Source organism: Oceanicaulis alexandrii DSM 11625 (assembly GCF_000420265.1).
Lineage (GTDB): Bacteria > Pseudomonadota > Alphaproteobacteria > Caulobacterales > Maricaulaceae > Oceanicaulis > Oceanicaulis alexandrii.
Genome location: NZ_ATUP01000002.1, coordinates 206,430 through 227,010, shown reverse-complemented (window position 1 = coordinate 227,010; position 20,581 = coordinate 206,430). Strand labels below are relative to the sequence as shown.

Annotated in this window: 19 protein-coding genes; 12 read left to right on the top strand and 7 right to left on the bottom strand. The window is 64.6% G+C overall.

Annotated elements, in window-relative coordinates:
• Positions 1 to 10: 10 nt before the first annotated feature.
• A complete protein-coding gene (locus tag G405_RS0113740; protein ID WP_022702100.1) occupies positions 11 to 955 on the top strand; it encodes a radical SAM protein in 945 nt (314 codons plus the stop codon).
• Here G405_RS0113740 and G405_RS16175 read toward each other — a convergent pair.
• From G405_RS16175 to gatC, 6 genes are all read right to left on the bottom strand, one after another.
• Positions 952 to 2,310: a mechanosensitive ion channel family protein gene (locus tag G405_RS16175; RefSeq protein ID WP_022702099.1), complete on the bottom strand. Its 1,359-nt coding sequence runs from the start codon at positions 2,308 to 2,310 to the stop codon at positions 952 to 954. The two genes, G405_RS0113740 and G405_RS16175, sit on opposite strands and share 4 nt — an antisense overlap.
• 560 nt (positions 2,311 to 2,870) lie before the next feature.
• Positions 2,871 to 4,367, bottom strand: a complete 1,497-nt coding sequence (gene gatB, locus G405_RS0113730; protein WP_022702098.1) for an Asp-tRNA(Asn)/Glu-tRNA(Gln) amidotransferase subunit GatB — start codon at positions 4,365 to 4,367, stop codon at positions 2,871 to 2,873.
• 36 nt (positions 4,368 to 4,403) lie between these two features.
• Positions 4,404 to 5,390 (bottom strand): NADPH:quinone reductase, encoded by a 987-nt coding sequence (locus tag G405_RS0113725; RefSeq protein ID WP_022702097.1) that lies wholly within the window; start codon positions 5,388 to 5,390, stop codon positions 4,404 to 4,406.
• On the bottom strand, positions 5,390 to 5,629 hold the full coding sequence (locus G405_RS0113720; RefSeq protein WP_022702096.1) for a hypothetical protein: 240 nt from the start codon (positions 5,627 to 5,629) through the stop codon (positions 5,390 to 5,392). The genes G405_RS0113725 and G405_RS0113720 overlap by 1 nt, the downstream gene beginning before the upstream one ends.
• Positions 5,629 to 7,110, bottom strand: a complete 1,482-nt coding sequence (gatA, locus tag G405_RS0113715; RefSeq protein WP_022702095.1) for an Asp-tRNA(Asn)/Glu-tRNA(Gln) amidotransferase subunit GatA — start codon at positions 7,108 to 7,110, stop codon at positions 5,629 to 5,631. Before gatA ends, G405_RS0113720 begins: the two co-directional genes overlap by 1 nt.
• A gap of 5 nt (positions 7,111 to 7,115) precedes the next feature.
• Positions 7,116 to 7,403 (bottom strand): Asp-tRNA(Asn)/Glu-tRNA(Gln) amidotransferase subunit GatC, encoded by a 288-nt coding sequence (gene gatC, locus G405_RS0113710; protein ID WP_022702094.1) that lies wholly within the window; start codon positions 7,401 to 7,403, stop codon positions 7,116 to 7,118.
• Positions 7,404 to 7,568: 165 nt separating this feature from the next.
• Between gatC and ruvX the strand changes: the two genes are divergently transcribed.
• The 7 genes from ruvX (at position 7,569) to dprA (ending at position 13,916) form a co-directional block, all read left to right on the top strand.
• The gene (gene ruvX / locus G405_RS0113705; RefSeq protein WP_233346057.1) at positions 7,569 to 8,015 is read left to right on the top strand and encodes a Holliday junction resolvase RuvX; all 447 of its coding nucleotides are present in this window, start codon (positions 7,569 to 7,571) and stop codon (positions 8,013 to 8,015) included.
• Positions 8,012 to 8,929 (top strand): AEC family transporter, encoded by a 918-nt coding sequence (locus G405_RS0113700; protein ID WP_022702092.1) that lies wholly within the window; start codon positions 8,012 to 8,014, stop codon positions 8,927 to 8,929. The genes ruvX and G405_RS0113700 overlap by 4 nt, the downstream gene beginning before the upstream one ends.
• Positions 8,926 to 9,840 (top strand): AEC family transporter, encoded by a 915-nt coding sequence (locus G405_RS0113695; RefSeq protein WP_022702091.1) that lies wholly within the window; start codon positions 8,926 to 8,928, stop codon positions 9,838 to 9,840. The genes G405_RS0113700 and G405_RS0113695 overlap by 4 nt, the downstream gene beginning before the upstream one ends.
• 86 nt (positions 9,841 to 9,926) lie before the next feature.
• Positions 9,927 to 10,931 carry an aspartate carbamoyltransferase catalytic subunit gene (locus tag G405_RS0113690; RefSeq protein ID WP_022702090.1) on the top strand — a complete coding sequence of 335 codons (1,005 nt, stop codon included), beginning with the start codon at positions 9,927 to 9,929 and terminating at the stop codon, positions 10,929 to 10,931.
• Complete coding sequence (locus G405_RS0113685; RefSeq protein WP_028284824.1) at positions 10,928 to 12,193, top strand: dihydroorotase; 1,266 nt, start codon at positions 10,928 to 10,930, stop codon at positions 12,191 to 12,193. Before G405_RS0113690 ends, G405_RS0113685 begins: the two co-directional genes overlap by 4 nt.
• A 2-nt stretch (positions 12,194 to 12,195) precedes the next feature.
• Complete coding sequence (gene plsY / locus G405_RS0113680) at positions 12,196 to 12,792, top strand: glycerol-3-phosphate 1-O-acyltransferase PlsY (protein ID WP_022702088.1); 597 nt, start codon at positions 12,196 to 12,198, stop codon at positions 12,790 to 12,792.
• Positions 12,789 to 13,916 carry a DNA-processing protein DprA gene (gene dprA / locus G405_RS0113675; protein ID WP_022702087.1) on the top strand — a complete coding sequence of 376 codons (1,128 nt, stop codon included), beginning with the start codon at positions 12,789 to 12,791 and terminating at the stop codon, positions 13,914 to 13,916. The genes plsY and dprA overlap by 4 nt, the downstream gene beginning before the upstream one ends.
• A gap of 6 nt (positions 13,917 to 13,922) precedes the next feature.
• Here the strand turns inward: dprA and G405_RS0113670 are convergent, their stop codons facing one another.
• Complete coding sequence (locus G405_RS0113670) at positions 13,923 to 14,204, bottom strand: hypothetical protein (RefSeq protein ID WP_022702086.1); 282 nt, start codon at positions 14,202 to 14,204, stop codon at positions 13,923 to 13,925.
• A 172-nt stretch (positions 14,205 to 14,376) separates the two neighbouring features.
• On the opposite strand from G405_RS0113670, the gene topA reads away from it, so the two are divergent.
• From topA to G405_RS0113650, 4 genes are read left to right on the top strand one after another with little or no spacing between them, the layout of a single operon-like run.
• The gene (topA, locus tag G405_RS0113665) at positions 14,377 to 17,043 is read left to right on the top strand and encodes a type I DNA topoisomerase (RefSeq protein WP_022702085.1); all 2,667 of its coding nucleotides are present in this window, start codon (positions 14,377 to 14,379) and stop codon (positions 17,041 to 17,043) included.
• Positions 17,040 to 19,298, top strand: a complete 2,259-nt coding sequence (gene rnr, locus G405_RS0113660; RefSeq protein ID WP_022702084.1) for a ribonuclease R — start codon at positions 17,040 to 17,042, stop codon at positions 19,296 to 19,298. The genes topA and rnr overlap by 4 nt, the downstream gene beginning before the upstream one ends.
• Complete coding sequence (locus tag G405_RS0113655) at positions 19,276 to 19,971, top strand: NUDIX domain-containing protein (protein WP_022702083.1); 696 nt, start codon at positions 19,276 to 19,278, stop codon at positions 19,969 to 19,971. Before rnr ends, G405_RS0113655 begins: the two co-directional genes overlap by 23 nt.
• Positions 19,968 to 20,576, top strand: coding sequence for a hypothetical protein (locus tag G405_RS0113650; protein ID WP_022702082.1), 609 nt, complete (start codon positions 19,968 to 19,970; stop codon positions 20,574 to 20,576). The genes G405_RS0113655 and G405_RS0113650 overlap by 4 nt, the downstream gene beginning before the upstream one ends.
• Positions 20,577 to 20,581 lie beyond the last annotated feature (5 nt).

Genomic DNA, 20,581 nt, shown 5'->3' with positions numbered 1-20,581 from the left:
GATACGCCTCATGCCCGACGCCTCAGCGCCGCTGATCAAATTCTCAGACCCCCTTGTCACCGCCAAGGGCGAAACCCGCGCCAGCGTGGGGTTTGATACGCTCAAGACGCTGTGGTTCAACACCGGCACGCTGTGCAATATCGAGTGCAAGAACTGCTACATCCTCAGCTCGCCCACCAATGATGCGCTGGTCTACCTGACCGAGGCGGACGTGGTCTCCTATCTCGATGAGATCGACGCGCTTGGCTTCGGCCCGATCGAGATCGGCTTTACGGGCGGAGAGCCCTTCATGAACCCGGAGATGATCCGGTTGATGGAGCTCTCGCTGAAACGCGGGCATGACGTTCTGGTCCTGACCAACGCCATGAAGCCGATGATGCGCCCGCGCGTGCAGGCTGGCCTTCTGGACCTTCAGGCGCGTTTCGGCGACCAGATTGAAATGCGGCTGAGCCTGGATCATTACACCCGCGCCTATCATGACGAAGAACGCGGCGCCGGCGGGTTTGACGCCACGCTGGAGGGTCTGAAATGGCTCTCAGATCACGGTTTCACCCTCAGCGCCGCCGGACGCTCATTGTGGAATGAGACCGACGCCGAAGCGCGGGACGGCTTCAAGGCGCTGTTTGATACAGTCGGCGCGGACATCCCGAGCGAGGATCCGTCCCGCCTGGTGATTTTCCCCGAGATGGACGAAAGCGGCGATCCGCCAGAGATCACGGTGGATTGCTGGGGCATTCTGAACAAGAATCCTGACGACATCATGTGCGCCAGCCAGCGCATGGTGATCCGCCGTCGGGGTGCGACGCGCGCCAGCGTCGTCGCCTGCACCCTGCTGCCCTATGAAGACGAATTCGAGCTGGCGCAAACGCTGGAAGACAGCCTCAAACCGGTGCGCCTGAACCATAAATACTGCGCCCAGTTCTGCGTTCTGGGCGGGGCGAGCTGCTCGGCCTAAGCGTCGTCTGACGGCTCGGCGCGATCCGGCAGGGCTTTCACGTGCAAATCCATCTGCGGGAACGGGATCTCGACGCCCTCTTCATGCAGACGCTCCCACAGGGCGAGATACACGTCCGAGCGCACATTCGCCTGCCCGTTCTGGGGATCGCTGATCCAGAAACGCAGATCGAAATTCACCGAAGAATCGCCAAACTCCATCACATTGCAGACCGGCTCGCGTTCCGAGACCACCCGGTTCACGGTCTTCGCGGCTTCGATGGCGAGGGTCTGCACCGCCTTAAGATCGCGCGTATTGTAAGACACGCCAAACGGCGCGTGCATGCGCACGATATGGTCGGATTTCGACCAGTTGGTGACGCCGTTATTGATGAAATGGTCGTTCGGCAACAGCATTTCGGTGCCGTCGCGCGTGCGGATCGACACATAGCGCGCCTGCATCCCCGTCACCCAGCCGAACTGGCCGTCCACCTCGATGGCGTCGCCGGGTTTGATGGATTTGTCCGCCAGAAGCGTGAAACCGGCGGCGAAGTTCGAGACCGTCTTTTGCAGGCCCAAACCGACGCCGATACCGACGGCGCCGGAGAAAATCGCCAGGGTGGCGAGATTGAAGCCCGTCATCTGCAGTGCGATCAGCAGCGCCAGGATCGGCAGGAGCACGCCCAGAACCTTCGAGATCAGCGCGCTGAGCGCCGGGGAAATCTCGTCGGACTTCTGCAATTGCTTGTCGAGCGTGCGCCCCGCAAAGCTCGCGATCGAGAACAGCAGACCGAAATAGATCATGGTCCGCAGAACATCGAACAGGCTCAGCGAGACCGGTTCGCCCTCGGACGTCTCGCCCAGCGGAATGGACAGCGCCTCAAGCTGCGCAATCACATCGTCCAGAAGACCAAACACATCCAGCGCCGCGATGGGCCAGATGATGTAGAAGGCCAGCCGGGACCAGAACTGCGAGCGGATGACCAGGGTCACCGCCCGGATCAACAGCCAGGCGCTCATCAGGCTGATCGCCGCGCTGACGATGGCGACCGGACGATCCAGCGCCCCCAGGCCGACCCGGATCATGGTCAGCACCAGATACAGCGCCAGCGGGGTCATCAGCGCCAGGGCCGCCGTCAGCAGCCGACGCCAGAGACCGGACTTGATCCGGGTTTTTGTGGCTTCGTGGACCAGATGACGCAAACGCGGCCCGAACAGCAGCGCCGGAATAAACGCCGCCAGGATCAATCCCAATTGCACGGCGTTGTCGACATTGAGCACAGAGACCTGCACCCAATCGAGCAAGGCTTCAGCGCGCGTGCGGATTTCATCGACCGGAACGATGTCAGACAGGGCGGATTCAGGCTGTTGGGTCATGCCGCCAAGGTTAGCGCGTTCGCATGACGTGTCACTAGAGCGCGTGCGGACAGCCGCGAACTTATCCGCCCCCTCCGGATCGTGAGCCATACTGCGTCTCGTTCCTTCCATGACGGGCGGCCGGCGCGTTCAGGCTGGGAGGGACGGGATGTCCCGAGCATAGAGCGTGTGACGCGCGCTCCATGCGAAAAGGCGGGCTCTTACCGGGCGGTCCAGGGCAGCGACGTCTGATGAGGCGGCGACTGCACCGGCGGCGCGACAGCGCAGAAGTCTCCGTGCGGTGGTCCCGACAAAACATCTCCAGCGCGGGAGCCGGGTTTGGCTCTCAAGACTGAACACCATCAACACAAACGGCCCGCTCCCGCGCGACCCGTCATTTGGTTCTCCCCTGCGTTTGCGCGCGGGGCTGTAGGCGCATGGGCCTCCGGATCAAGTCCGAAGGCCGAGAGGGTGAGGCTCTATCCTCTCGGTCCTCGGACTTGATCCGGGGACCCATTTTAAAGCCCAAACAAAAAACCCCGGAGCCTGGCTCCGGGGTTTTGATCTGGAAGACGATAGGCCTAACCCAGAAGTTTCTTGGCGAGGATTTCGTTGACGGCTTGCGGGTTCGCCTTGCCGCCCATTGCCTTCATCACCTGGCCCACGAACCAGCCCATGGTCTTGGGCTTGTCCTTGACCTTTTCGGCCTGTTCGGGGTTCGCCGCGATCAGGTCGTCGATGACTTTCTCGATGGCGCCGGTGTCGGTGACCTGTTTCATGCCGCGATCGTCAACGATCTTGGCCGGGTCGCCGCCTTCCGCCCAGACGATCTCGAACACGTCCTTGGCGATCTTGCCTGAAATGGTCTTGTCGCTGATTAGCGAGACGATGCCGCCCAGCTGTTCAGGGCTGATCGGGCTTTCGGTAATCCCGAGGCCCTCTTTGTTGAGACGGCCGAACAGCTCGTTATTCACCCAGTTGGCGGCGAGCTTGGGATCGCGACCTTCAAGCACCTTCTCGAAATAGTCCGCGCGATCCTTGTCGGCGGCCAGCACAGACGCATCGTATTCCGACAGGCCCAGCTCCTCGACAAAGCGCTTGCGCTTGTCGGCGGGCAGTTCGGGCAGGTTCGCCTTAAGATCGTCGATAAAGCTCTGCTCGAGCACCAGCGGCAGCAGGTCGGGATCAGGGAAATAGCGATAGTCATGCGCTTCTTCTTTCGAGCGCATGGAGCGGGTCACCCCGGCGTTGGCGTCAAACAGGCGCGTTTCCTGATCGATCGTGCCGCCCTCTTCCAGGATATCGACCTGACGCCGGGCCTCGTACTCGATGGCCTGCATTATGAAGCGCAGCGAATTGACGTTCTTGATCTCGCAGCGCGTGCCCAGATGCTCGAACGAGCCGGTCTCGATGAATTTTTCGTACTGGCCGGGGCGGCAGACCGACACGTTCACATCGGCGCGCATCTGGCCCTTTTCCATATCGCCGCCGCAGGTGTCGAGATAGCGCAGGATCGTGCGCAGGGTGCGCACATAGGCCGCCGCATCGGCGGGGGTGCGCAAATGCGGACGCGAGACGATCTCCATCAGCGCAACGCCGGACCGGTTCAGATCCACATAGGTCGCATTGGGATCAAGGTCGTGGATGGATTTACCGGCGTCCTGTTCCAGGTGCAGGCGTTCGATCCCCACGGTGAACAGCGAGCTGTCATCGCGTTCGCACTCGATCTCTCCTTCGCCCACGATCGGATGCGCGAACTGGCTGATCTGATAGCCCTGGGGCAAATCCGGATAGAAATAATTCTTCCGGTCAAAGCGCGAGAAATTATTGATCTGGGCGTTCAGACCCAGACCCGTGCGCACGGCTTGCGCGACGCAGGCCTCATTGATCACCGGCAACATGCCCGGCATGGCGGCGTCGACCAGGCTCACTTGCGTGTTGGGTTCCGCGCCAAAGGCCGTCGCCGCGCCGGAAAACAGTTTGGCGTTGGATTTGACCTGGGCGTGCACCTCAAGCCCCATGACGATTTCCCAATCGCCCGTGGCGCCGTTGATGACGTAGGTGTGCTCGCTGCTCATGGCGGTCTTCTCTATCTCAACTAACAAGGATCATCCTCACACAGGCGTGACGATGACGCTTCCGATTTTCTCTCCGGCTTCCACCCGTTTATGGGCGTCGGCGCACTCTTCCAAGGCGTAACAGCTGTCGATGCGCGGTTTCAGCGCGCCTTCAGACAGCGCACGGCTGACATCGGCCACTGCGCCCGCCCTTTGGGCCGGGGTCAGGGTGTAGACGAATACGCTGTGAAATCCGGCGTTCTTGAACATCAGATCGTAAAACGGCAGTTCGGGCGTCTTCTCGCCCTCGCTGCCATAGCTCGCGATCAGGCCGTGCGGACGGATCAGCGCGACCGACGCCGCCAGATTGCCGCCAAACTCGACCTCGACGATATGGTCCACGCCCTCGCCGTCTGTGGCGGCCTCGACCGCTTCGACCACGTCCTGGTGGCGGTAATTGATCACATCATCCGCGCCGGCCTCGAGCGCCGCTTCCGCCTTTTCAGGGCCAGAGGTCGTCGCGATGACAAAACGCGCGCCCATCCATTTCGCCAGCTGGATCGCCTGCAGCCCCACAGCCCCGGCGCCGCCGGTGACCAGCACCGTCTTGCCCTGCACCGGACCATTGGCCGTCAGCGCGCGATGGGCGGTCAAAGCCGGAATGCCCAGGCTCGCGCCGTCTTCAAAACTCACGGCGTCCGGCAACGCGCCGGTGAACTCGACAGGCACGACGCATATCTCGGCGCAGGTTCCGCCCGCGCGCTTGAACGCCGCGTTGAACACAAATACCCGCTCGCCGATGCGGGCCGGGTCGACGCCCTCGCCCACCGCCTTGATGACGCCCGCGCCGTCTGAATGCGGGATCTGCCGCGCGACGCTCATCGGGCCGCGAAGCCCGGCGCGCGATTTCACGTCTGACGGATTGACGCTGGACGCCTTGATGAACACCGCCACCTCGCCGGGGCCGGGCGCAGGTTCAGGGCGTTCGCCCAGCGTCAGAACGTCTTCGGCTGCGCCCTGATCCTCATACCAGATCGCGCGCATCAATCCGGCTCCCCATCCGGCTCGGGCGCGACGTCGGGCGGGTTTTTCGCCATCTCATCGAGCGAGCGTTTGAGCCGGGTGAAGAAAATGGTGTTCATCACCCCGATGCCGCCGGTCACCAGCAAAGTGATCCCCACCGCCATCTGCACGCCGCCCTCGCCCAGTCGCCCGGACGCGAGAAGCGCGCCGAAAATGGCGACCAGCCCGAAGCCGATCATGAGGAGGCGGGGAAGCGGCATCACCCCCACCACTTCTCCGGCTTCGCGGTGAAGCCTGCGGCCTGTTCCAGCGCGCCGCCGACGGCGAACATGGTTTCCTCGTCCAGCGCCTTGGTGATGACCTGAAGGCCCAGCGGCAGGCCAGATTTGTCGAGCCCCGCCGGAACGCTCATCGCCGGGATGCCGGCGATATTGGCGGTCACGGTGAAGATGTCGTTGAGATACATCTCGATCGGATCGGCGTCCGCTTTCGACCCAATGCCGAAAGCGGCGCTCGGCGTTGTGGGCGTCAGGATGGCGTCCACGCCCTCAAAGGCGGTATTGAAGTCTTCGAGGATTTTCCGGCGAACTTTCAGCGCCTTGAGGTAATAGGCGTCATAATAGCCCGCGCTCAGCACATAGGTGCCGATCAGGATGCGGCGCTGGACTTCATCACCAAAGCCCTGACCGCGCGTCTTCTCATAGGTGTCGGTCAGGTCGTCGCCCTCGACCCGCTGTCCGTAACGCATGCCGTCATAGCGCGCGAGGTTGGACGAGGCCTCCGCCGGCGCGATGATGTAGTACGCCGGCAGGGCGTATTTGGTCATCGGCAGGGAAATCTCGACGATCTCCGCGCCCTGCTCTTTCAGCCATTGGGCGCCCTTCTCCCAGAGCGCATCAATGTCGGACGGCATGCCGTCGACGCGATACTCTTTGGGGATGCCGATGCGCAGGCCCTTCACGCCGCGGCTGACCGCGGAGACCATGTCCGGCACAGGACCGGGATAGGAGGTGGAATCCTTGGGATCATGGCCTGACATCACTTGCGTGAGCAGCGCCGTGTCCTTCACCGTCTTGCCGAACGGACCGGGATGGTCGAGCGAGCTGGCGAACGCCACCACGCCCCAGCGCGAACAGCGGCCATAGGTGGGTTTCGCGCCCACAAGGCCGGTGAACGCCGCCGGCTGACGGATCGAGCCGCCGGTGTCGGTGCCGGTCGCGCCATAGGAAATGCCCGCGGCCAGCGCCGCGGCCGAGCCGCCCGAGCTGCCGCCCGGAACCAGCTTGTCGTCAGAGCCCTTGGCGCGCCAGGGGTTCACCACCGGGCCGGTGGCCGAAGTTTCGTTGGACGAGCCCATGGCGAATTCGTCCATGGAGGTCTTGCCGAAGAACACCGCGCCTGCATCCCAGAGGTTCTGGGTGACGGTGGATTCATAGCGCGGCTTGAAGCCCTTGAGGATGTTGGAGCTGGCGGTCGTCTCCACGCCATACACGCCGAACAGATCCTTGATCGCGATGGGCGCGCCGTCGAGGGCGCCCGCCTTGCCTGCAGCGCGGCGCGCGTCAGAGGCCTGCGCCATCTCACGCGCCTTGTCGCCGTCGATCGAGGTGAAGCAGTTGAGCGCGCCTTGCGCCGCTTCCGCCGCCTTCACGGTCGCGTCAGCGACTTCCACAGCCGAGAAGTCTTTCTTCTCAAGACCGTCGAGCACGTCAAACAGGGAGAGCTGGGTAAACTCGGTCATCGCGCTTACTCCACGCTCTTGGGCACCACGAAGAAGCCTTCTTCGGCTTTCGGGGCGTTGGCCAGAATGTCGTCGCGCTTGCCGCCATCGGTGATCTCGTCCGCGCGCAGGGGCAGCGGGGTCTGCACCGGGGTGGTCATCGGCTCGACGCCTGTGACGTCCACTTCATCAAGCTGCTCGACCCAGTCGAGAATGCCGTTGAGTTCATTGGTGAGCGAATCGAGACGGTCGCTCGGCTCGGCGATGCGGGCCAGACGCGCAATGCGCCGGACATCGTCTTGGGTCACAGACATGGGCAGGTCTCCGGATGGGAGGGCAAGACTAAGCGCTCTGCGTACCAACGCCGGTGCTGCGGCGCAAGATTGTGACGGAGTCAGCCTCTTCCAAAGACAGGCCGACCGGCCTAAACCGGGCGCATGTTGTTTCTAGAACCCGCGCTCCTTCCCAAAGGGCCGCTGATGGCGGTCGATCCCGGCACGAAAACGCTGGGCGTCGCCGTCTCCAACACCGACCGCACGCTGGTCACGCCGCTGACCACCATCCAGCGCGTCAAGTTCACCCCGGACGCCCAGGCGCTGCTGGCGCTCTATGACGAACGCAAATGCGCCGGTCTGATCGTGGGGCTGCCCTTGCACATGGATGGCGGGGATGGCCGCCGGGCGCAGTCCTCGCGCTCCTTCGTGACGAACCTTCTGCGCCTGCGCGATCTTCCGGTGTGCTTCCAGGATGAACGGCTGAGCACCTTCGCGGCGACCGAATCCCTGCTCGAGGCCGGCGTGAAACACGCCCAGCACAAGGATTTTGTGGACGCCCAGGCGGCGGCCGTGATTCTGGAAAGCGCCATCGCCCGGATCAATGAAGGGCTGAGCCAGCCTCTGCCCTCGCCGGACGATCCCTTGTCATGAATGCGGTCGCCAGCGCTCTGATCCCGATTTTTGGCGTCATCGTGCTGGGCTGGGCCCTGCGCCGGTCCGGTCTGGTGCGCAAGGAGCTCTGGCTGGGGGTCAACACGCTCAGCTACCAGGCGCTGCTGCCCGCCTTGCTGTTCTCGACCATTTCGCGCGCTGATTACGCCGGTCTGCCCGCCGGGCCCTTTCTGATCGCGGTCACCCTGGGCTTTCTGGTGATGGGCGTGATCTGCCTGGCGCTCAAACCCCTGCCCGTTGACGGCCCCGCCTATACCAGCCTGTTTCAGGGCGGGGTGCGCTGGAACGGATTTGTCCTGCTGGCGCTGGCCGCCTCAGCCTTCGGCACGGAAGGCGGCGCCCTCGCCGCTCTGGTCTTCGCACCCACCGTGCCTTTGATCAATGTGATGTGCGTGGTGGTGCTGACCCTGTGGGGCGCCAGCGACGTGAAACCTGACGCCCGGCGCGTGGCCATGCGCATCGTCACCAATCCGCTGATCATCGCCTGTCTTCTGGGCGCCCTGGCCAATGCGCTGGGCCTGTTTCAAACCGGCCCCGTCGCGGACACCGCCGCCCTGGCCGGACGCGCCGCCCTGCCGCTGATCCTGATGGCGATCGGGGCCGGGCTTGATTTCTCCGCCCTCAAGGCGCGCCCGCAATTGTTGTCGCTGTCGATCAGTCTCAAGCTGATCCTCGCTCCACTCGTCTTCATCGTGCTGGGACGGTTGTTCGGGGTGGAGGGCGTGCCCTTGATGCTGCTGGCGGCCATCGGTTCGACGCCGGGCGCGGCGGCGTCCTATGTGCTGGCGTCAGAACTGGGCGGGGATACGCGGCTGATGGCGGGCCATGTGACCGCGACCACGCTTCTGGCCTTTCTCGCCATGCCCTTCTGGATCTGGGTCGCCGGATTATGACGCAGATCATCCTGTCCGCCTTTCTGCCGGTCTTTATCGTCATCGCGCTCGGTTATGGCGTGCGCGCCAGCGGCTATATCCCGCGCGAACTGTGGCGGGGCGTGAATGCGCTGAACCATCGCCTGTTGCTGCCGAGTTTTCTCTTCACCCTGCTGGCGCAGGCGCGATTTGACGGCGGCGCTTCTCTGATGATCGGGGGCGTGTCCGCCCTGGGGTCCGCCATCATGATCGTTCTGGCCCTGGGATTGGGCCGTCTGGTCAGCAATTCCGGCCGGATCACCGCGCCGATGATCGCCTCCGCCGTCATGTGGAATATCGTCCTGACGCTGGCGCTCGCAGACCGGCTGCTGGGCGACGCCATCGCCAGCGCAGGCGCAGCCGTGTCGGCGACCGGCGTGATTATCGGCGCTGCGGCCTCAGTGGCGGGTTTCGCGCTGACTTCGGGGCGCGGCCTGAACGCAGCGCTGTCCAAAACCGCGCGCGATCCCGTGGTGCTCGCCTGCGTGCTGGGGCTCCTCGCCAATCTGTCCGGTCTGGGACGGGTCACGTTCCTCACAGCGCCCATCGAGATGATCGGCGCCGGCTCCATGGCGGTGATCCTTCTCTCCATGGGCGCCGGACTCGACTTCAAGACGCTCAAGGGCCGCATCAAGGTCCTGCTGTCCGCCGCCGTGCTGCGCACAGTCATCGGCCCGGTCGTGTATCTGGGACTGGCGCTCGGCTTTGGCCTGACCGGGGATCTGGCGGTGCTGATGGCGATTGCCGGCGCGGCCCCCGCCGCCGCGTTCATCTACGCCGTCGCCGCCGATTTTGACGGCGAGGCCGGACTGACCGCGGGCATGATCACCCTCACCGTTCTGACCAGCCTGATCACGCTTCCCGTTGCGGCCGCGATCGCCCTGTCGCTCTGACAGGCTCTGATTTCTGACACGGGCCAGCTTGCCCGAACCCGTGTGCGCGCCTATACCCCCGCGAACGCTTATCGGGAGACGCCTTCATGGAGCGCACAGGCTTCGCTTATGATTTCCCCCATGACAGCCTGTTGAGCGTCGGGGATCTCAACCCGCTCGACGTGCAGATGATTTTCGAGCGCGCCCGGCATCATTTCGACGCCGCGCGCCGCGGCGACAAACAGGGCGACACCCTCAAGGGCCTCACCCAGATCAATCTCTTCTTTGAGAACTCCACCCGGACGCTGGCGAGTTTCGAAATCGCCGCCAAGCGCCTCGGTGCGGACGTGGTGAACTTCGCGGCGGGCAGCGCCTCGATCTCCAAGGGCGAAAGTCTCGACGACACCGCCCTCACCCTCGCCGCCATGCGTCCCGACGTGCTGGTCGTGCGCCACAAATCAGCCGGCGCCGCCGCGCATTTCGCCCGCGTCACCGGCGTGCCGACGGTGAACGCCGGCGACGGCGCCCATGAACACCCCACCCAGGCCCTGCTGGACGCCTTCACCCTGACCCGGCGCTGGGGCGAGGTTGGCGGTCGCCGCATCCTGATCGTCGGCGACATCCTGCATTCTCGCGTCGCGCGCTCGAACGTGTCGCTTTTGAACCTTCTGAACGCCGAGGTGCGCCTGTGCGGCCCCGCCACCTTGTTGCCTGCGGACGCCGATCGCTGGGGCGTCACGGTGTTTCATGATCTTGAGGAAGCGCTTGAAGGCTGCGACGCGGTGATGGCGCTGCGCATCCAGAAAGAACGCATGACCGGCGGGCTGATCCCGTCGGACCGTGAATATGCGGCGCTCTGGGGGCTCAATGAAGCACGGCTCGAACGCGCCAGCCCTGATTGCCTGGTAATGCATCCCGGCCCGATGAATCGAGGCGTGGAGATCGACGGCGCGCTGGCGGATGATCCCGACCGCGCAGTCATCCTTGATCAGGTGGAAAGCGGCGTCGCCGTGCGCTCCGCCATTCTCGAACTGATCACCGGGCGCGCGCCCAACGGCGCCATCGCCGACATGCGCGCTCATGACATGGACGGGCTGGGAGACGGCGCATGATGCTCTTTGAAAACGCCCGCCTGATCGACCCCGCCACCGGGCGGGACGAATTGGGGTCTCTGCGCATTCGCGACGGCCTGATTATGGAGAGCGGCCCCGCGCTCACCGCGATGGACGATGAAGGTGTGATTGACCTCAAGGGCGCCGCTCTCGCCCCGGCGCTGATCGACATGCGCTGCACGGCCGATCCCGCCTCCACGGGGGCGCGGGGCGTTGACGCTGCAGCGCGCGCGGCGGCGGCGGGCGGCGTGGCGACGCTTGTGCTGTCCCCGGAGAGCGGTGACGGCTTCAAACGCCCTGAAGACATTGCGGCGGTGGACGCTGCGGCGCTGACGAGCGCGGTGCGCCTTTATGCAGCGGGGTTGTGCGTCAGCTCTCAAGAAGACATGGCGGAGATCGGCCTGATGCTGCGCGCCGGCGCGCTCTATCTGGGCGATGGCGGCCAGCCGATCCTCGACACGCGTCTGGCGCGCCGGGTGCTCGCCTACACGGCGGGCTTTGACGCCTGGGTCAGCCTGCGTCCCGAGGACGCCGGGCTCAGCCGCGGCACAATGGCGACGGAAAGCGATCTGTCCATGCGCCTGGGTCTGCTCTCGCGGCCTGCGCAATCAGAAGCCATGGCGCTGAAGCGCGATGCGGCGCTGGCCGCGCTCACCGGCGCCAGGCTGATCTTTGACCGGGTCACCACGCAAGATGCTCTGAAAGCGGCGGCGGACGCCCGCGCCAGCGGTCTGGAAGTCGCGGTGACCGCGCCGCTCACCCATCTCAGCTTCAACGACATGGACACCGGCGGGCTCGATCCGCGCTATCGGTTGGAGCCGCCCCTGCGCAGCGAAGCCGATCGTGAAGCGCTGATTACAGCCCTCGCCGAAGGCCGGATCGACGCCATCGTCTCGGACCATGTGGCCTGCACGAATGAGTCCAAAGCCCACCCCTTCCCCGAAGCCGCGCCCGGCTCGGCCAGCCTGGAAGCCTTGCTGCCGGTTCTGTGCACGCTGGTGCAGGACGGCCAGATGAGCCTTGCGGACGCGCTGCGTCCGGTCACTTGCGGCCCTGCGGACATTCTGGGGCTGGACCAGGGCCGACTGGAGGATGGCGCCCCCGCTGATCTGGTGGTGTTCAACCCCAACGCCCCCTTTGTTTATGGCCGCGGCCCCATGCAGTGCCGCGCCCCAAGCGCCTTCTCCGGCCGCCGATTGTTCGGCAAGGCCTTGATCACGATCGCGGAAGGCGCGATTATCTATCAACTGGAAGACGAGTAGTCATGTTTGATCCCTGGTTCGCGGCGGCGCTGGTCGTCGGCTATGTGTTCGGTTCGATCCCGTTCGGCCTGCTGCTGACCCGGCTGGCGGGGCTCGGGGATATTCGCGCCGTGGGGTCTGGCAATATCGGCGCGACCAATGTGCTGCGCACCGGACGCAAGGATCTGGCGCTCGCCACGTTGATACTGGATTCCGGCAAGGCCGGTTTCGCGTGTCTGTTGTTCACCGCCCTCGCCTCGCCCACAGCGGGTTTGATCGCCGGCGGCGCAGCATTTTTCGGCCATTGTTTCCCGGTCTGGCTGAAGTTTCAGGGCGGCAAGGGCGTCGCGACCTTCCTCGGCGTGCTGCTGGCGGCCTTCTGGCCGGTCGGCGTTCTGACCTGTCTGGTCTGGCTGGGCATGGCGCTCATGATGCGCATGTCCTCGCTCGCAGCGCTCACATCCGCCCTGGCCGCGCCAGTTCTGGCCTACGCCTTCGGCCAGGAGGCCGTTGCGGTGCTCGCGCTGTTCCTGGCCGTGCTGCTGTACTGGCGACACAAGGACAATATCGGCCGCATCCTCACAGGGGATGAACCCAAGATCGGGGCGAAGAAGGCGTGAAGCGACAGGCCCTCTCCCCGAAAGAGCGTGTGGACTGGCTTCGCCTGTCGCGCACATCGGGGGTCGGACCTGTCACCTTCGCCAAACTGATCGAACGGTTCGGGACCGCCTCGGACGCCATCGACAATCTCGCCGATCTGTCAAAACGCGGCGGACGCTCAAAGCCGCTGAAAGCCCTCTCTCGCGAGCAGGCCGAAGCCGAGCTTGAAGATCACGACCAGCTCGGCGCGCGTTTGCTGTGCGCGTGCGAGCCGGACTTCCCCGCTGACCTCGCCGCCATTGATCCGCCGCCGCCGGTCATCAGCGTCAAAGGCGAGCTGGACCTGAAAGACCGTCTGATCTGCGCCATGGTCGGCGCCCGCAACGCGTCTGCGGCGAGCTTGCGCTTTGCAGGCGATCTGGCGCGGGGTCTGGGCGAGCGGGGCGTGATCGTGGCGTCAGGACTGGCGCGCGGCATTGACGGCGCCGCCCATGCCGCCAGCCTTGAGACCGGAACCGTCGCCGTTCTGGCGGGCGGGCTGACCTCGATCTATCCGCCCGAGCACGAAGCGCTCTATCACGCCATCGCCGACCAGGGCCTTCTGGTGAGCGAAACGCCGCTGCGCTATTCCCCACAAGCGCGCGATTTTCCGCGCCGGAACCGGCTGATTTCAGGGCTCTCTCTGGGCGTTCTGGTGGTTGAGGCCGCCGAGCGCTCCGGCTCTCTGATCACGGCTCGTTACGGGCTGGAGCAAAATCGCGAAGTCATGGCCGTGCCCGGCTCTCCCATGGATCCGCGCGCCCGGGGCTCGAACCGCCTGCTGCAGGACGGCGCCGCGCTGGTGCAGGGGGTGGAGGATGTGCTGGCGGTGCTGTCCGGCGCGCGCCGCTCCAGCCTTCAGGAACCGGGCGGGTCGGAGTTTGAAGACGAATTTGACGATGCGGACGCGCTCAATGACGCTGTCGAGGATATCCGCGAACGCATCGCCGCCCTGCTGTCGCCCACGCCGGTCTCACGCGATGAACTGGCGCGCCTGACGCAATCGCCCGCCCGCGTGGTTCTGGCCGCCCTAGTGGAGCTGGAGCTGGCGGGCCGGTGCGAGATCTGGCCCAACGGCATGGTCTGCAGCGCCTATCAGCCCTGACGCGCCCTAATCGCGCGGGCTGCCGTCGGGATGTAAGGGAAACAGCGTATCCGCATCAACGCCCGGGGTCGCCTTGGGCGGGTTCTGCGTCAGATGTCTGCACTCTTGCTCGATCACATGCGCGGCGGTCGCCAGCATGACCGAGGAATTGTTCAGATCCGCCCGGTGCGCCACATGAGACAAGGCGGAGAGCATTTCGATGAGATAGCCCGCCGCTTCTTCGGTCTTGGCGGATTCGGGCTGCGTCTCGTCACTCTTGGATGAGTTTTGCGAGGGAGATTGGGTCATGCGCGCGCTTTGATTGCCCGTGAAACAACTTAATGGCGAGCCGTATACCTGTGCTCGCGCCAAGGCAAGCGGAAGCGCCATGTTGACAGGTTGGGGAACTAACCCCACCTTCCGCCGCCATTGTCCGGGCTTGCTTGACGCCGGTCGCCCCTGTCCTGATATCAGTGCTCCTATGAACGTCGTTGTCGTCGAATCCCCGGCCAAGGCCAAAACCATCAACAAATATCTGGGGAGCGATTACACCGTGCTCGCCAGTTTCGGCCATGTGCGCGACCTGCCGCCCAAGGATGGGTCGGTGCGCCCGGACGAAGACTTTGCGATGGACTGGACCATCGAAGGCAAGGCGAAAGAGCGCATCAAGGCCATTGCTGACGCGTTGAAAGACGCCGACACCCTGATCCTGGCCACTGACCCGGATCGCGAGGGTGAAGCGATTTCCTGGCACCTGCTCGAAGCGCTGCAAAAGCGCCGGGTGCTCAAGGACAAGCAAGTTCAGCGGGTAGCGTTCAACGCCATCACCAAAAAAGCTGTCACCGACGCCATCGCCAATCCGCGCGAGCTCGATATGGAGCTTGTGGAAGCGTATCTGGCGCGCCGGGCGCTCGACTATCTGGTGGGCTTCACCCTGTCGCCGGTGCTGTGGCGCAAGCTGCCCGGCGCCCGCTCTGCCGGCCGCGTGCAATCAGTCGCCCTGCGTCTGATCACCGAGCGCGAAACCGAGATCGAACGCTTCGTCACCCAGGAATACTGGTCGGTGGACGCGGATGTGCGCACCGACGGCGCCGATCAGCTGATCGCGTCGAAACTGACCCGGTTTGAAGGCGAGAAGATCACCCGCCTGACCATTGGCGAGGAAAAACGCGCGCGCGCCGCAGAAGCTGCGATCAAGGCGGCGGACTTCACCGTCGCCTCGGTCGAAGCCAAGCCGACCAAGCGCAATCCGCCGCCGCCCTTCACCACCTCGACGCTGCAGCAAGAGGCCGCGCGCAAGCTGGGCTTTGACGCCCAACGCACCATGCGCACCGCGCAGCGTCTGTATGAAGGCGTGGAGCTGGGCGGTGAGACGGTCGGTCTGATCACCTATATGCGGACCGACGGCGTCTCCATGGATATGGGCGCGATGATGCAGGCCCGCGACGTCATCGGCGAGCGTCATGGCGCCGACTTCGTGCCTGAAAAGCCGCGCTTTTACTCCTCCAAGGCCAAGAACGCCCAGGAAGCGCACGAAGCGATCCGCCCCACCAGCTTCACCCGCCACCCCGATGATCTGCGTCTCGACGCCGACCAGGCGCGGCTCTACGCCCTGATCTGGAAGCGCGCTGTGGCCAGCCAGATGGAAGCGGCGCGTCTTGAGCGCACCACCATCGACTTTGAAAACGCCGATCAGTCCCTCGCCCTGCGCGCCACGGGCTCGGTCGTCACCTTCCCCGGCTTCTTCGCGCTCTATCAGGAAGGCCGCGACGACGAGGAAGACGAAGGCGAAAACCGCCTGCCGCAAGTGACGCAAGGCGCCAAGGCCAAGGCCGAGAAGACGCTGGCCGAGCAGCATTTCACCCAGCCCCCGCCCCGCTTCACCGAGGCCTCGCTGGTCAAGAAGATGGAAGAGCTGGGCATTGGCCGCCCCTCGACCTACGCCTCGACCCTGTCAGTGCTGCGCGATCGCGACTATGTGCGCATGGAAGACAAGCGCTTCATCCCCGAAGACAAGGGCCGCGTGGTCATCGCCTTCCTGGAGAACTTCTTCCAGCGCTATGTCCAGTACGACTTCACCGCGTCGCTGGAAGACCAGCTCGACAAGGTGTCGGCGGGCGATCTGGAATACAAGCAGCTGCTGCGCGACTTCTGGAAGGATTTCCACGCCTCCATCGAGGACATCGCGGATCTGCGCATCGGCGATGTGATCGACGCCATGAACATCGCGCTGGCGCCGCTGATCTTCCCGCCGCGCGAAGACGGCTCGGATCCCAAGATCTGCCCCAAATGCAATGAGGGCGCGCTATCGCTGCGCCTGGGCAAGCATGGCGCCTTCGTGGGCTGCTCGAACTATCCTGACTGCCGCTATACGCGCCCGCTGGGCGGCGGCGATCTGGATGCGGTCGAGGGTGATGGCGAGCTGGGCGAGCATCCTGAAACCGGCGCGATGATCGTGCTGAAGGACGGCCGCTTCGGTCCCTATCTGGAAATGCAGGTCGAGGACGAGGACAAACCGCGCCGCGGCTCCATCCCCAAGGGCTGGAACCCGGCCGACGTGACGCTGGAAAAGGCGGTCGCGCTGATCGATCTGCCGCGCAAGGTGGGCGTCCACCCCGAAGACGGCGAGATCATCGAGGCCGGGATCGGCCGCTATGGTCCCTTCGTCAAGCACGGCAAGACCTATGCGAACCTGTCGAGCGCCGAAGAGGTGTTTGAAGTCGGGCTCAACCGCGCCGTGGACCTGATCGAACAGAAGAAGGCCAATCCGCGCGGTCGCGGCGGCGCTGCGGCGGCTCCGCTCAAGGAACTGGGCGAGCACCCGCAAGAAGGCGGCGCGATCAATGTGATGAGCGGCCGTTATGGTCCTTATGTGAAATTCGGCAAGATCAACGCCACCCTGCCCAAGGACATGACGCCTGAAACCGTCACCCTGGAGCAGGCGCTGGAGCTGATCGCCGCAAAAGCGGCTAAATCGCCTGCCAAGAAAGCGCCGGCGAAGAAAAAAGCGCCCGCCAAGAAAGCGGCGGCCAAAAAGCCAGCCGCGAAAAAGACCGACGGCGAGACCAAGACCGCCGCGAAGAAAGCGCCGGCGAAAAAACCTGCCGCCAAGAAACCCGCGACCAAAAGCACAAAGGCTAAATCTTGAACGACGATCCCTACGCCCAACACGGTTTCACCAAGGACGCCCTGCTAGAGGCGATCCGTCTGGGCGAAGGGCGCTTCACCAAGCGCGAGCTCGCCAAGGCTCTGAGACTGAAGGGGGATCAGCGTTCCGGCCTGAAACTCGCCCTGCGTGAGCTCGAAGATGGCGGCGAGATCCGCAAGAATGAGCAAAAAGCCTATGAGCTGGCCGACCAGCTGCCGACGGTGACCGTGGTCGAAGTGATCGACCGCGATGTGGACGGCGAGTTCATCTGCCAGCCCGTCAAACCCGAGCTGCAAGGGCCGAAGATCATCCTCAAGCCCGGTGAGCGCACGCGCGGCCCGGCGGCGGGGATTGGCGACAAGGTGCTGGCGCGCCTGACGCCCATGACCGATGAAGACGGCTATGAAGCCAGCGTCATCAAGAAACTCGGCCAGTCCGCACACAAGATACTCTGCGTGCTGCGCGACAACACCCGCGGCCCCGCCCGGCTGGTCCCGGTCGACCGTCGGTCGCGGCATGAACTGGTCCCTGCGCGCGGTGAAACCGGCAAGGCCGAAGACGGCGATCTGGTCGTGGTGCGCATCGCCTCTGAACGCCGGCATGGCTTGAAAACCGCCCTGATCGACGAGGTCATCGGCCGGGCGGACAGCGCCCGCGCCGGCTCGATCATCGCCATGGCTGAACATGGCGTGCCCGACGGCTTCCTCGACAGCGAGCTCAAACAGGTCGACGCCATCAAGCCCGTCACCATGGGTGATCGCGAAGACCTGCGCGACATCCCTCTGGTCACCATCGACCCGGTGGACGCCCGCGACCATGACGACGCCGTCTGGGCCGCGCCCGATGACGATCCAAAGAACAAGGATGGTTGGATCGTGATGGTCGCCATCGCTGACGTGGCCGCCTATGTCACCGCCGACAGCCCGCTCGACAAGGGCGCGCGCGCCCGCGGCGTCTCGGTGTATCTGCCTGACCGGGTCGTGCCGATGCTGCCCGAACGGCTGTCCAATGATCTGTGCTCGCTGCGCGAGGGCGAAGAGCGGCCGTGCCTGGCCGTCCGCATGGTCTTTGACCGCAACGGCAATCAGATCGGCCATCGCTTTATCCGCGGCTGGATGAAATCCGCCGCCAAGCTGGCCTATGAAGACGCTCAGGCCGCCATAGACGGCGCCGGGACCGGCAAGGCGGAAACGCTTCTGGAAGACGTGCTCAAGCCGCTCTGGGGCGCCTATGAGGTGCTGCGTCAGGCCCGCAAGCGCCGCGAACCGCTGGAAATCGATGCGCCCGAGCGCAAGGTGATCGTGGGCGAGGATGGCCGGGTTCAGGGCGTGCGCCTGCGCGAACGCTTTGATGCGCACAAGCTGATCGAAGAGATGATGATCCAGGCCAATGTCGCGGCGGCGACGGCGCTGGAAGCCAAGAACACGCCTCTGATCTATCGCATCCACGACGAGCCTGGCTCTGAGAAGCTCGACAATCTCGCCGATTTTCTACCCCATGTGGGCCTGAAATGGACCCGCGGCGAGCGCCCGACGGCGGCGCGTTTCAACACCCTGCTCAAAGCCTCCCAGCCCACAGACCACTATGAAACGGTCAATGAGGTGGTGCTCCGCAGCCAGTCGCAGGCCGTCTATGACACCGATAATATCGGGCACTTTGGCCTGAACCTCGCCAAATACGCGCACTTCACCTCGCCCATCCGGCGCTATGCCGACCTGACCGTGCACCGCGCGCTGATCCGCGCCTATAACCTCGGATCGGACGGGCAAAGCGATTCAGAACGCAGCCAGCTGCAACGCATCGCTGAAGACACCACCCAGAACGAACGCCGCGCCATGGCCGCCGAGCGCGATGCGACAGACCGTTTCATCGCCGCCTGGCTGGCGGACCGGGTCGGGACGGAATTCGCGGGCCGGATCACCGGCGTCACCCGCTTTGGCCTGTTCGTGCGCCTGCATGAAACCGGCGCGGACGGACTGTGCCCGGTCTCTCGCCTGGGGCAGGAATACTATGTCCATGACGAGGCGGCCCACGCCCTTGTGGGCCAAAGCTCGGGCGGGCGCTATCGGCTGGGCATGGCCGTGACGGTGCGTCTGGATGAAGCCACCCCCGTGACGGGCGGGCTGTTATTCGACATTCTTACGCCTCCTGAACCTGGAAAACCGCTAAAAGGTCACGGTCGACCGCGCGACAAATACGAGCGCCGCGGCTCCCCGCGCGCAAAGAAACACAATGCCCGACGCAAAAAACGATAAGAAGACGACGCCCAAGACCAGCCCCCGCCCCAAACTCGCCTCCTCGCTTCTCTTGCGCCGCAAACGCGCGAACGGAGAGATAGAGCTTCTGTTTGGTCGGCGCTCGACCGGGCATGTCTTCATGCCGAAAAAATACGTCTTTCCAGGCGGGCGCGTGGACCCCACGGACGGCTTTGCACCACTGGCTGAAGAGCTGAACGATAAAACACGGTCGGTGATGACGCGTGTTCTGACCGAACGCCGCGCGCGCGCCGCCGCCGCCGCCGCGCTGCGGGAAACGGCAGAAGAAACCGGATTGATCCTGGGTAAGCCCGCCGAAGACGCCTGTAAATTCAAAGCACCCTGGGCGCCCTTTGAAGCGGCTGGGGCCGCGCCGAACGCCGCGCCGCTGGAGGTGATCACGCGCGCCATCACGCCGCCCAAGCGCCCGCGCCGCTTTGACGCCTGGTTCTTCACCTGTGACGCTGAACATGTCCATGGCTCGACCGACCTGACCAGCAATGGCGAGCTGGAAGACCTCAAATGGGTCAGCCTTGACGACCGCGGCACGCTCGACCTGCCCATCGCCACCCAATATGTCATCGGCGAGCTGGAAACCTGGCTCAAGGACCCCGCACGCCCGATCCGCTTTCTCAAGAGCACACGAAGCGGACCGCAGGTGGAAACCCTATGAACGCGCGCCCGATCAACATGGCGGCGCTATTTCTGGCGGACCCGCATTCGCGTCAGATCGCCCTGGTGCGCACCGAGACCGGCTATCGCGCCCCGCAGGCTCGCCCCGTGCGCGGGGATGGCCTGGCGGCGTTCGGCGGTCCGGTGATCTCACGCAAGCGCCTGGGTGCGCCTGAAGCGCAGTCCGGCGCCTTCATGGACGCCGCGATCCGGGCCTTGTCAGAAGAGCTGGGGCAATTGCTGGCGCGCCCCCTGCATCCTGATGTGCGGCCGCCCATGAGCAATCCCTGGGCGCGGCTGGCGCGGCACCACCTGCAGCCGGACCGGGACTCGCTGACGTATCTGGGCCGTGCGCTGGATCCGGCGGACGCCAATATGCGCCGGCATGTGCGCGTGTTCACCGCGCCGGTCGCGCGGATCTCCAACTCGGTCAAACGCCGCAGCGGCGAGCGCGTGGCCTGGGTCAGCCCTGAAAAACTGCCTGATCTGTTGCAAGACCCGGCGCTGAATGTCTTTGGGGAAACCGCCCTCGCCTCTCTGGGCGGACGGCCCCGGCCTCTTTTGGTGTCATTCCGGGCGGGACACAGGCAGCAAGTCCGGCTATAGCCCGG

Coding starts and splice junctions, on each gene's coding strand:
- G405_RS0113740 (WP_022702100.1), top strand. CDS start 11: ATGCCCGACGCCTCAGCGCCGCTGATCAAATTCTCAGACCCCCTTGTC.
- G405_RS16175 (WP_022702099.1), bottom strand. CDS start 2,310: ATGACCCAACAGCCTGAATCCGCCCTGTCTGACATCGTTCCGGTCGAT.
- gatB (WP_022702098.1), bottom strand. CDS start 4,367: ATGAGCAGCGAGCACACCTACGTCATCAACGGCGCCACGGGCGATTGG.
- G405_RS0113725 (WP_022702097.1), bottom strand. CDS start 5,390: ATGCGCGCGATCTGGTATGAGGATCAGGGCGCAGCCGAAGACGTTCTG.
- G405_RS0113720 (WP_022702096.1), bottom strand. CDS start 5,629: ATGCCGCTTCCCCGCCTCCTCATGATCGGCTTCGGGCTGGTCGCCATT.
- gatA (WP_022702095.1), bottom strand. CDS start 7,110: ATGACCGAGTTTACCCAGCTCTCCCTGTTTGACGTGCTCGACGGTCTT.
- gatC (WP_022702094.1), bottom strand. CDS start 7,403: ATGTCTGTGACCCAAGACGATGTCCGGCGCATTGCGCGTCTGGCCCGC.
- ruvX (WP_233346057.1), top strand. CDS start 7,569: ATGGCGGTCGATCCCGGCACGAAAACGCTGGGCGTCGCCGTCTCCAAC.
- G405_RS0113700 (WP_022702092.1), top strand. CDS start 8,012: ATGAATGCGGTCGCCAGCGCTCTGATCCCGATTTTTGGCGTCATCGTG.
- G405_RS0113695 (WP_022702091.1), top strand. CDS start 8,926: ATGACGCAGATCATCCTGTCCGCCTTTCTGCCGGTCTTTATCGTCATC.
- G405_RS0113690 (WP_022702090.1), top strand. CDS start 9,927: ATGGAGCGCACAGGCTTCGCTTATGATTTCCCCCATGACAGCCTGTTG.
- G405_RS0113685 (WP_028284824.1), top strand. CDS start 10,928: ATGATGCTCTTTGAAAACGCCCGCCTGATCGACCCCGCCACCGGGCGG.
- plsY (WP_022702088.1), top strand. CDS start 12,196: ATGTTTGATCCCTGGTTCGCGGCGGCGCTGGTCGTCGGCTATGTGTTC.
- G405_RS0113670 (WP_022702086.1), bottom strand. CDS start 14,204: ATGACCCAATCTCCCTCGCAAAACTCATCCAAGAGTGACGAGACGCAG.
- topA (WP_022702085.1), top strand. CDS start 14,377: ATGAACGTCGTTGTCGTCGAATCCCCGGCCAAGGCCAAAACCATCAAC.
- G405_RS0113655 (WP_022702083.1), top strand. CDS start 19,276: ATGCCCGACGCAAAAAACGATAAGAAGACGACGCCCAAGACCAGCCCC.
- G405_RS0113650 (WP_022702082.1), top strand. CDS start 19,968: ATGAACGCGCGCCCGATCAACATGGCGGCGCTATTTCTGGCGGACCCG.